Below are 10179 nucleotides of genomic sequence, written 5' to 3' on the forward strand. Positions count from 1 at the left end.
GCCGAGAGCCGAGAGCCGAGAGCCGAGAGCCGAGAGCCGAGAGCCGAGAGCCGAGAGCCGAGAGCCGAGAGCCGAGAGCCGAGAGCCGAGAGCATGATGTGCCACACAGCAAAAATCGTCAAGGAAATTGTGCAGGGGCGCAGCGGACAAGGAGACCAGCATGTGGTCTCCTGTTTTGTACAAGACAGCGTGCTGCGCCCTGAATGCTTTAGCAAAAGCATTTTTAGCCCTCGGCCCTTGGCCCTCGGCCTCTGTGCTTTCTGCAAACCCCAACAAGGTCTAAAATAAAAACCCTGTGAGCACCCACCTTCTGGCCTTTGACTTTGACGGCACCCTTTACGACGAACACACCCAGACGGTCCCAGAGGAGATTTTTCCTCTGGTTCAGCAGGCCCATGACGCTGGGATCAAGATTGCCCTGATCACCGGACGCTGGGAATTGCCTGCGGATTTTCTGGCCCGCCTCCCCCACCACGCCAGAGCCACCAGCAATGGAGGGCAGGTGCGGATTCAAGATGAAATCCATGTCCAGCACTTGATCTCTCGGGAAGATGTGGAGAAGATCGCAAAGTTCACCCACACGGAAGCCGAGCTGTATGCTTTTTCCACCACGCATTTTTTCACCCGTGCCCCTGAAGGAGAACGCAGCAAACGGTGGAGCCGTTACCTGCCAGTCAAACCTTTCGAGGAGGTCTACGGCGAGCAGGTGATGAAACTCAATGTGGACCACACCAGCGTTCCAGAGCTGAAAACCACCCTGCTTGCAGAGATGCCCCACCTGACCCTCACAGGAGGGCAGGTGCCTTACCTGCATTTTCTGACCATCACCCCCACACAGGCCAACAAAGCCGAGGCCCTCAAGTACATTGCGAGCACCCTCGGGGTGGACTTGCAGGACACCACGGTTTTTGGAGACAGCGACAACGACATCGAAATGCTCCGTCTGGCAGGGCATGCCGTGCAGGTCGGGCACATGTCTTATCTGGAAGAGGTCTCTGATGAAAAGCTGGACCACCCTTCGGACATTGCGGGCTGGCTGAGGCGTTTTCTGGAGGGGCACACAAAATGAAACTGCTGGTCTGCGGAAACGTGAATGTGGAAACCAGCGTTCCCATCTCGGGTTTTCCTCTGGACTATCAGCCCGTCAATTATTTAAAGTTCCAGACCAACACCAGAGTTGGAGGGGTGGGCTTCAATGTTGCCAGAGCCCTGAAAACCCTCGGGAGCGAGGTGCATTTTGCGGCTTTGACTGCACCAGATCTGCTTGGGCAACTGGTGAGAAGTCAGGTCCAGCAGTCTGGTCTTTCTGTGAAACACCTGTCCGAAGTGCTGACCGAAACCCCTCAGGCAGTGGTCCTGAACGATCCGACAGGCAGAAGGCAGATTTTCACGGACCTCAAAGACCTTTCAGAGTCCGGTTTTTCTGTTTCCCTGTTCAGAGAAGCCTTGCAAGGGGTGCATTTCGCAGTGATGACCAATGCCCCTTTTGTGAAGCCTCTGGTGCCAGAGGTGGTCCAGAGTGGCATCCCTTTCGTGACCGATGTGCAGGATTTGCAGGGCCTTGTCCACGAATACAACCTCCCCTTTCTGGAGCATGCAGAGGTGTTGTTTTTCAGCCATGAGAAGCTGCCAGAAGCCCCAGAGCACTTTGCACCCAAGCTCGCTCGCCTGTACGGCACCGAGGCCATCGTGGTGGGTCTGGGGGCACACGGAGCCCTGCTGTACCATGACCGCACCCTGTCCCATGTGCCTGCTTACCAGAGGGGAACGGTCAAAAGCACTGTTGGTGCAGGAGACGCCCTGTGTGCCAGTTTCACCCACTTTTATGCCCGTGGGATGCATCCTCTGGAAGCCCTGCAACGTGCCGTGGTTTTTGCAGGGGTGAAAATTGGTACGGTGGGCAGCAGCGAAGGTTTTCTGTCAGAACCTGAACTGGAAAGTGTCTTTTCTACACTGCAACAGGGCTGACATTCCGCTAGAATGATCGGGATATGCCCAGAGTCACGGTGGAAAATTACGGTACATTCGAAATCGAAACAGGCAAAAGACTGGTGCTCGCCCTTGAAGATGCAGGCGTGGATGTCCTGCACCGCTGCGGTGGCAAAGCCCGTTGCACCACCTGCATGGTGGAAGTCCTCTCTGGAGAACCCACCCCCATGACCGCTGCCGAGAAAACCGTCCTGGAGGCCAAAGGAATGTTCGGTCAGGGCAGACTCAGTTGCCAGATCACCTGCGAATCTGACCTGTCTTTGCGCACCATCAAAACCACCACCAGCACAGGTCTGGATGCAGGGACCAAGCCCGCAGAGCACATTGAGCCAGAGCCGGAATATCTGGGGTAAAAAAGCAGAAGGCGGAAAGACGAAGGCAGAAGGCTTTTGAGGGCTCGGCGATGCCTCGCCCTGAAGCCGAGAGCCGAGAGCCGAGAGCCGAGAGCCGAGAGCCGAGAGCATCGTGCTACACGTAGAGAAAAGCGTCAATGGGGTTGTAGGGGCGAGGCGTGCCTCGCCCTACATCAGCCCTCGGCCCTTTCCAGAAATTCCTGCAATGCTGCATTGAATTGCTCTGGAACCTCCAGATTGGGCACGTGCGCAGCGTCTTCAAACGTCACTTTTCGGACGTTGGGCAAATGCTGGGCAAGGTGGTCTGCCATAAAAACTGTGGGGCTTTCGTCATGAAGACCCTGCATCACCAGAACGGGAATCTGGATTTCGGAGAGGCGCTGTCCGGCAGGTGGATTCAGCACACTGGGTTTTCCAGAGTGCTGGTGCTTCTGGTATTTTTTCAGCATGGCCTGCTGGATGTAGGCACGCAGGTCAGGGTCTGCACGGTGCTCTGGTGAATTGGGGCCATCCAACCAGTAACGGGCTTCCAGATGGCTGAGGGGTTCCCAGTCCTGCGCGGCTGCCAGAGCCTCCATCTGACCCCAGAATTGCTGTTCTGCTTCGGTGGGTTCAAAAGCGCTGAAATCCACCCCGTTCACCCCGGCACACACCATTACCAGAGCCCGCACATATTCTGGGAACTCCAGTGTGAAGTCAATGGCGATGCTGCCTCCTCTGGAGCATCCAACCAGCACCACCTGTTTGAGTCCGAGGCTGTCCAGCAGGTTTTTGAGGTCCTGACGGTTGGAGAATTCCACATCTTCGGTGAAAGACTGGCCGTAACCTCTGGTGTCGTAGGTGACCACTTGATGCTGGTCTTTAAAGGCCTCCACCTGCTGTGCCCACATGCTGAGGTCTGCCACCCCGGCGTGAATGAAAACGATCGGGCTTCCCTGTCCTGCGGTCTGGTAATGCAAGCTGCATCCATCAAGTTTGAGTTCTGGCATCTTTTCCATTGTCCAACCTCTGGCTTTTTTGCACATCGGTCATTTCAAATAGGGGAAAGTTCACTACAAAAGTCCGACCTTTGGCATATCCACTGAACAAGCGGTCAGCCGTCAGCGATCAGGTTTCAGTGAAAAGCCCACCCAGAGGCTTTTGCTGTAGGGAACAGTCAGATCAAAACACGAAAAGCGAAAGCCAAATCAGATTTTTGAAGCTCAAAAAGTCAGAAGACCTTCCTTCTTGCTGACCGCTGACGGCTGAAAGCTGACCGCTCTTTGACCCTGCAAATCAGGATCATTTGAGGTAAGGATAGGGATTCATGGCTTTCCACTTGAAATCGTAAATGCCGTAATGCAAATGCGGAGGTGTGCCTCGGGCATTTCCAGTGTTGCCCACGTAACCGATCACGGTTCCAGCCTCGATCCAATCGCCCACTTTGACATCGGCATACTTCGAGAGGTGGGCGTAATAGTGGTAATTCCCCCCCGGCCCGAGCACGGTCACCGTCTCCCCTCCCAGACGGTTCCATCCGATGCGGGTGACCATCCCCTTTGTGCTGCTGAGGATCGGGGTTCCGGTTTTGGCAAAAATGTCGATGCCTTCATGCTTGCGGCCTTCGCTTCTGGCCCCACCCCAGGTGTCCACAAGCTGACGGGGTTTCACGCCCTGCACGGGAATGGGCAGGTTCTCGGGCATGGGTTCACGCATGAGCTGGGCATACCGTGCAGCATTTTTCAGGTAAGGGTAAAGCAAGACGCCAATGCCAATCAAAATCAACAGGGGGAGGATCCATCGGAGGGCTTTTGCCATAGGTGTTTTCAGTGTTTCAAGTTTTGGATGAGAAGTGAGGGCAGAAGGCTGAAGGACGAAGGCAAAAAGCCATCCCTCCAGTGCTTTGGCCTACAAATCGAATCTGGAAAGCCAACACACTGCAAAAACACCACCCAAAAGCCAAAGCCTGATTTGCCTTCTGCCTTCTGCCTTCTGCTTTCAGCTTTCTGCACTTTGCCCCCAACTGTTCCCCCTCAACCTTCTCCCCATCCAGAGGGTGATAAACTTGTCCCCGTATGAGCGAATGGCTGGATGAAACTTACTTCGAACACCTGAACGGTGTGGACCTGTACTTCGAGCAGGTGGGAGATCCTGAAAATCCTGCCCTCATTTACCTGCATGGCGGTCCCGGTTACAACAGTTCTTCCTTTCGCGACCTGATCGGCGAGGACCTGACCCATTACCACATGATCTACCTCGACCAGAGGGGCAGTGGACGCAGTGGGGAACTCAAGCAGGACACCCTGCTGATCGATGATCTGGTGGAGGACCTGGAAGCCGTGCGAGAATTTCTGGCTCTGGACACCTTCACCCCTCTGGGACATGGTTTTGGGGCACTGATTGCGCTGGAGTATGGGCGCAGGTATCCGCAGCATGTGCAAAAAGTGGTCACGGTCAACCCGTGGATTCACATGCCTGAACTGGCCCTCGAACTGCTGAAAGCTGCTGCTGAGTTCACCGGTAAGCCTTTTGAAGATCCCAGAGCTGAAATCCTCCAGAACCTCAAGGAAGACGAGTACCCTCTGGTGGGCGCAGCCCGTGTGGAGAAAGCTTTTGAACTGCTGAATGCCCGTGACCTTTTGAACCACATGCAGTTCAAGGACGTGCAGGCCCGCATGCGTCTGGAATTTTCCGATGTGGAGGCCCAACTGCTGGGCAGCGGTGAGGTGCAGGAGGCTTTTGTGCGTGCTGGAATGTGGGAATTCGAGTATCCCGGTTTTCTGGTGGAGCAGGAATGCCCAATTGTGGCCATTGCAGGCCAGCATGACCGCACCAGTTACCCTGATCAGGTCCAGTGGCTCGAAGACCTTGCTGGCGCAGACATCACCGTGCTGGATGCCGGACATTATCCGTGGCTGGATGCTCCAGAGGACTTTGTGGACGCTCTGGACCGCATTTTGCTGGATTGATGGAGTGGATGTCAGGGCAAGCAAAAAGTCTGGCCATTGGCATCTCCACTGAAAAAGCGGTCAGCCGTCAGCAAGAAGGAAAGTTCTCGTTTTGCCCCTTGGGCTGGAAAAACCTGAGGGGACTGTGCTGCTTTTTTCGAAAGCAAAAGCTGCTGGGTGGTCTTTTCACTGAAAGCGGATCGCTGACCACTGAACGCTTTCCCTCAGGTGTCCTGCAGGTCACCGGGCGTCAGAAAAACCCCATACAGATGCTTTTCACCGTCAGGGCTTTGTTTCTGGCGGTATTTTTCGTAGAGGTCCATCAGTTCCTTTTTCATTTCGCGGGAGGTTTCAGGGGTGAGTTCCAGAATTTGCCACATCCCCAGAACCCTTTGCTGGAACATCAAATCCTCATGGTTTACGGGGTGGGACGGATCGGGTCGCTGCTGATGAAACACCGTGGCCAGCTTCTGGTCCTTGCTTAAAATTTCAAATCCGAGTCCCCATTCTCCCAAATGGGGGGCATTGCGAAACACCAGTTCAACAAACCGCTGCAAGATCGGGGTGAGTTGCTGGGACATGAAATCCACCAGCGTGTTGTACGGGGTGTCTTTGAAGGGCAAGAAGAATTTTTCCTGTGTGGGAATGTAGTATTTGATGGGTCTGCCTGCCCGTTTTTCTTCTCTGTCCACTTTCAAAATGCCTGCTCTCATGAGCTGCTGGACCCTGTAGTGGGCTTCGCTCATGTCCAGATGGAGTTCTTCCACCAGATCCTTGAGGGTGCAGGCTTTCAGCATGCATTCCCCCAGAATGCGCTGGTTGGTCGGATGGAGCAGCACGTTGCAGTTGATCTTTTCAGCAATCTCAATCATGACCGTTCCTCCGCAAAAAACAGACCGACCCAGTGCACCCTGGCCCGCAAATCCTGCTTCTGGGCGTACTTGCGGTACACTTCCAGCAGCTCGTGGTACATGGCGTGGGCTTCTGGAGGCGCGAGGTGCAGGCGGTCAAAAGTGCCGAGAATGTGGTTTTCCATGGACCACTGTTCCATGTCGCTCTTTTCGCCCCGGACATCATGTTCGCGCTGGACTTGCATCACAAAACTTTTCCTTCTGGGACTGTAGGCCATGCAGAGTCCCCACTCTCCAGAGAGTTCCTGCGCCTTCTGAAAGGCACTTTCCCAGAAACCTTTCATTGAGGAGGAGGTCAGGCCGTAGCAGTACGAGGCCATGTCCTCGTAGGGGGTGTATCTGAAGGGCACAAAAAAGGTCTCTCGGGTTGCGCGGTAGTGTTTGATGGGCCTGCCTGCCCGTTTTTCGATGTGGGAGATGCTCAAAAACCCGGCTTTCAAAAGCCGCTGGACCCGGTAGTGGAGGGGATTCATTTCAGTGTGCAAAAGTTCAGCCAGCTCGCTGAGGGTGTGCGCCTGAGGGATGCAAGCTTGCACAATTTTGCGGTTGAGGTCCTCCAGCAGCAAAGCACTGCTCTGTTTTTCAGCATCCACTTCCGGCAGGGTCATGTCTTCATGGTGTCAAAAAGCTACTTGAAAATCAGTGTTTCTTCTGGAGTAGCCCTGAGGGCACCATCAAAACATGAACAGCGCATCCACCCAACTCTGGAACAAAAACTTCACCCTGTACTGGCTGGGAACCGCCCAGTCCAGTTTCGGAGACGCCCTGAACGGCATCGCCATGAGTTTCCTGATTCTGGACCTCACCGGATCCGCAACCAGCATGGGCATCAATCTGGCCCTCTCGATGCTTCCGGGAATCCTGAGTCCTTTTGCCGGCAACCTGATGGACCGCATCCCCCTCAAACCCCCCCTGATTGTGGGAGATGTGCTGCGCGGCCTGATTGGCCTCGGGGTGGTGTATCTGGCCGCCCAGAGCATGCTCACGGTCCCCTTGATTTACCTGTTCACGGTGATTTTCAGCCTGATCGGGGTGCTTTACCGCCCTGCTGCCGGAAAAATCTTTCCTGAACTGGTGCCCAGAGCTGAGCTTCCCAGAGCCAACGGCCTTTTAAGCACCGCCACCCAGACCATGCAACTTCTGGGACTGGTCGGAGGAGGGCTGCTCATCTCCACGCTGGGCACGGCCAATGCCATTTTGATCGACTCGATCACCTTTTTTGTGATGGCCCTGATTTTCTTTTTCGTGGACATTCCCAGAATGCACCCTGCCAAACCCGAGCCGTTCTGGCAGGGCATGAAAGCGGGCCTCAACATCATCGCCAAGAATCAGATCCTCTTGATGGTGATGGTCATGGCCTTCCTGATCAACGGATCTCTGGCCCCCACGCAGGTCCTGACCCCACGCATCATGCAAGACATCGGACTGGGGGCCAAAGGGTACGGCTTCTGGATGGGGGCTTTCTCTGGGGGCATGGTGCTGGGCAGCATCCTGATCTCGATTTATGGCAACAAATGGAATCCAAGACAGATGGTCTTTCTGGGCCTGTTCGGACTCGGGGTGTGCCTGCTGGGCATGCTGTCCCAGAAACACCTGTGGCTGCTGTTCGGGGCCTCTGGCCTGATGGGGGTGATGGTGGCTTTTGCCAACACCTACATTGCTGTACTGCTGCAAGGCACCGTGGAAGCCCAGTACCGGGGCCGGGTGTTCGGGGTGCTCGGGAGCGTGGCCCAGATTGGCATGCCCCTGATGATTCTGGCGGTTTCCGGGGTCGCCGACCAGATTCCAGCCAGTCTGGCCTTTGCTGGAGCGTCTTTCGTCACCGTGCTGATGGCCGTTCTGTGGGGCGTGCTCTCTGGAAAGTCCATTCAGAAAAAGGCAGCCACCACCTGAGTTCTGGGGTAGGGTCACAGGAGAGGGTGTGCATGTGATCCTCGCACAGACAAGTTCACAGTTTACAGTAGACAGTTTACAGCGAGAAAACATCTTACAGGACAGCTCAGGTTGACCAACACCAGTGATGAAAGATTAAGCAAACCTTTACTGTGTGGGATTTCTCCCAAGGCCTTTTGAAAAAAGCCAGTACACTGCGTTCACACTTCTTCCTCTGGTGGATCCCGAGCCGCACACTCGGGATCATTTTTTTTGCAGTTACTCGGGCTTGGCTTTGCGTCCCATCAGGATGCTGACCCCTTGCATCAGGGTGATGCGGTTTTCCAGCACGTTGTACACGACCTCCACAATCGGCAGGTCGGCCTGATGGGTTTTGGCCCATTCATGCAACAGGTAGGTGCTGCGAATGCCCTCGATGACCTTGCCTCCCTGCCTCGGGTCCTGTCCCTGACCGATTTTCTCTCCGGCAGCCCGGTTTCTGGAGTGCTGGCTGGTGCAGGTGGCAATCAAATCCCCGAGCCCGGAAAGCCCGAACACCGTGTCTTCTTCTGCTCCCTGAGCTGAAAGGTAGCGCTGCATCTCTTTGAGGGCGCGGGTCATCAGGGCAGATTTGGCGTTGTCCCCGAGTTGCAGACCATCCACAATTCCGGCGGCCACAGCAATCACGTTCTTCAAAACCCCTCCAAGTTCCACGCCCACCAGATCGGTGGAGGTGTACACCCGGAAGGTGGGGGTCATCAGAAAAGTCTGGGCCAGTGTGGCGAAATCCTCGTCTTCACTGGCAACCACGGTGGCGGCAGGAAGCCCTCTGCCCACCTCTTCTGCATGGTTTGGTCCAGAGAGCACCCCAACCTTCTGGAAACCCATGTCCACAGCAATCTGGGTCAGGCGCTCTCCGCCTTTGCCCAATCCCTTGGCGCACAGCACAATGGGCATTTCTCTGGGCAGTTGTTCCAGAAGTTCTTGTACACCCACGCTGGGCACCACCACCAGAGCGAGGGTGGCGTGGTCCAGAGCCTGTTCCAGATCGGAAGTGATCGGCAAATCATCGGGGAGGGGCACACCGGGCAGGTAATCCCGGTTTTCCCGTAACGTCAGCAGTTCCTGCGTGAACTCGGGGCGTCTGGCCCACAGCACCACACTCCGGGCATGCTGGTGCAGCATCGAAGCCAGAGCCGTACCCCAGCCACCTGCGCCCAGAACAGCAACTTTAGCCACGGTGCACCTTCTTCAGGCGGGCAAACACCCAGACTCTGGGGGTGTCCTCTTCAGGCTCGGCGTAATCGGGGTATTCACAAACGGTGATGTCCTGAAAACCCGCTTTCTCAAGAAGCTCTCCCAATTCCTGTGGGTCGTATCCCCGCTCGGTGTGCTGCTCGATGAACTCCGAGCCGTCTTCCATGCGGAAAAACGCCTGAATCATGCCCAGTTCTCTGGCCTCGTCGTAGTGGTGGGACCAGTGGTAGTGCACGTCCTGACCGTCTTCGGCCTGCACCACCCCTTCGATTTCTCCGCCTTCCCAGAGGTCACGGAGGCCCGCACGGGTGTTCACATCGGCCACAAACCATCCGTCTTCCGAGAGGTGCTTTTTGACCTGATTCAGGCAGGCCAGCATGTCTTCATGGGTGAGGAGGTTGTTGATCGAATCAAACATGCAGGTGATCAGGTCAAATTTGTCAGGCAACTGAAAATCGGTCAGGCTGCCCTGCACGAAAGCCACTTCAGGCAGCTTCCTCTGGGCCACCCCGAGCATGTCTCTGGACAGGTCAAGGCCGGTCACTTTGAGGCCAGCCTCTGCAAATGGACGGGTGCTGTTGCCCGTTCCGCAAGCCAGATCGAGGACATGGTCAGGGGTGTATCCCTCAGATTTCAGAAAACCCAGGACGAACTCTGCCCAGCCGTCATATTCAATTTCACTCATGATGGCGTCGTAAACGCTGGCGAGGGCGGTAAATGGAGCTTGATGGGTGGTCACAGGGGTATTTTATCAGGGCTCGGGGAAGGCCGAGAGCCGAGAGCCAGCGGCCCAGCGCGAAGCAGGCCGTCCTGCAAGCGCGTAGTCAGGGCCAAGACAGAGCCGAGAGCCGAGAGCCGAGAGCCGAGAGC

At 55.8% G+C, this 10179-nt stretch carries 11 protein-coding genes; 5 read left to right on the forward strand and 6 right to left on the reverse strand.

The window, feature by feature from the left end:
* The first annotated feature begins 295 nt into the window (after positions 1 to 295).
* The 3 genes from Q371_RS23655 to Q371_RS23665 are packed head-to-tail and all read left to right on the forward strand — an operon-like array spanning position 296 to position 2342.
* A complete protein-coding gene (locus tag Q371_RS23655; protein WP_034345644.1) occupies positions 296 to 1069 on the forward strand; it encodes an HAD-IIB family hydrolase in 774 nt (257 codons plus the stop codon).
* Positions 1066 to 1968 (forward strand): carbohydrate kinase family protein, encoded by a 903-nt coding sequence (locus tag Q371_RS23660; protein WP_034345646.1) that lies wholly within the window; start codon positions 1066 to 1068, stop codon positions 1966 to 1968. Before Q371_RS23655 ends, Q371_RS23660 begins: the two co-directional genes overlap by 4 nt.
* A 23-nt stretch (positions 1969 to 1991) precedes the next feature.
* Complete coding sequence (locus tag Q371_RS23665) at positions 1992 to 2342, forward strand: 2Fe-2S iron-sulfur cluster-binding protein (protein WP_034345650.1); 351 nt, start codon at positions 1992 to 1994, stop codon at positions 2340 to 2342.
* Between the two features lie 173 nt (positions 2343 to 2515).
* On the opposite strand, the gene Q371_RS23670 is transcribed toward Q371_RS23665, so the two are convergent.
* Positions 2516 to 3331, reverse strand: coding sequence for an alpha/beta fold hydrolase (locus tag Q371_RS23670; RefSeq protein WP_169743920.1), 816 nt, complete (start codon positions 3329 to 3331; stop codon positions 2516 to 2518).
* Positions 3332 to 3623: 292 nt separating this feature from the next.
* Positions 3624 to 4139: a M23 family metallopeptidase gene (locus Q371_RS23675; protein WP_034345655.1), complete on the reverse strand. Its 516-nt coding sequence runs from the start codon at positions 4137 to 4139 to the stop codon at positions 3624 to 3626.
* Between the two features lie 257 nt (positions 4140 to 4396).
* On the opposite strand from Q371_RS23675, the gene Q371_RS23680 reads away from it, so the two are divergent.
* Positions 4397 to 5290: an alpha/beta fold hydrolase gene (locus Q371_RS23680; RefSeq protein ID WP_034345657.1), complete on the forward strand. Its 894-nt coding sequence runs from the start codon at positions 4397 to 4399 to the stop codon at positions 5288 to 5290.
* Positions 5291 to 5493: 203 nt separating this feature from the next.
* Here the strand turns inward: Q371_RS23680 and Q371_RS26290 are convergent, their stop codons facing one another.
* A complete protein-coding gene (locus tag Q371_RS26290; RefSeq protein ID WP_051965164.1) occupies positions 5494 to 6141 on the reverse strand; it encodes a winged helix-turn-helix domain-containing protein in 648 nt (215 codons plus the stop codon).
* Positions 6138 to 6788, reverse strand: coding sequence for a winged helix-turn-helix domain-containing protein (locus tag Q371_RS23690; RefSeq protein WP_034345661.1), 651 nt, complete (start codon positions 6786 to 6788; stop codon positions 6138 to 6140). Before Q371_RS23690 ends, Q371_RS26290 begins: the two co-directional genes overlap by 4 nt.
* 73 nt (positions 6789 to 6861) lie before the next feature.
* Between Q371_RS23690 and Q371_RS23695 the strand changes: the two genes are divergently transcribed.
* Positions 6862 to 8073, forward strand: a complete 1212-nt coding sequence (locus Q371_RS23695; protein WP_051965165.1) for an MFS transporter — start codon at positions 6862 to 6864, stop codon at positions 8071 to 8073.
* Between the two features lie 258 nt (positions 8074 to 8331).
* Here Q371_RS23695 and Q371_RS23700 read toward each other — a convergent pair whose 3' ends face one another.
* Positions 8332 to 9291 (reverse strand): NAD(P)H-dependent glycerol-3-phosphate dehydrogenase, encoded by a 960-nt coding sequence (locus Q371_RS23700; protein ID WP_034345664.1) that lies wholly within the window; start codon positions 9289 to 9291, stop codon positions 8332 to 8334.
* Positions 9284 to 10048, reverse strand: coding sequence for a class I SAM-dependent DNA methyltransferase (locus tag Q371_RS23705; protein ID WP_034345666.1), 765 nt, complete (start codon positions 10046 to 10048; stop codon positions 9284 to 9286). The genes Q371_RS23700 and Q371_RS23705 overlap by 8 nt, the downstream gene beginning before the upstream one ends.
* Positions 10049 to 10179 lie beyond the last annotated feature (131 nt).

This window comes from Deinococcus misasensis DSM 22328 (genome assembly GCF_000745915.1).
Taxonomy (GTDB): Bacteria; Deinococcota; Deinococci; order Deinococcales; family Deinococcaceae; genus Deinococcus_C; species Deinococcus_C misasensis.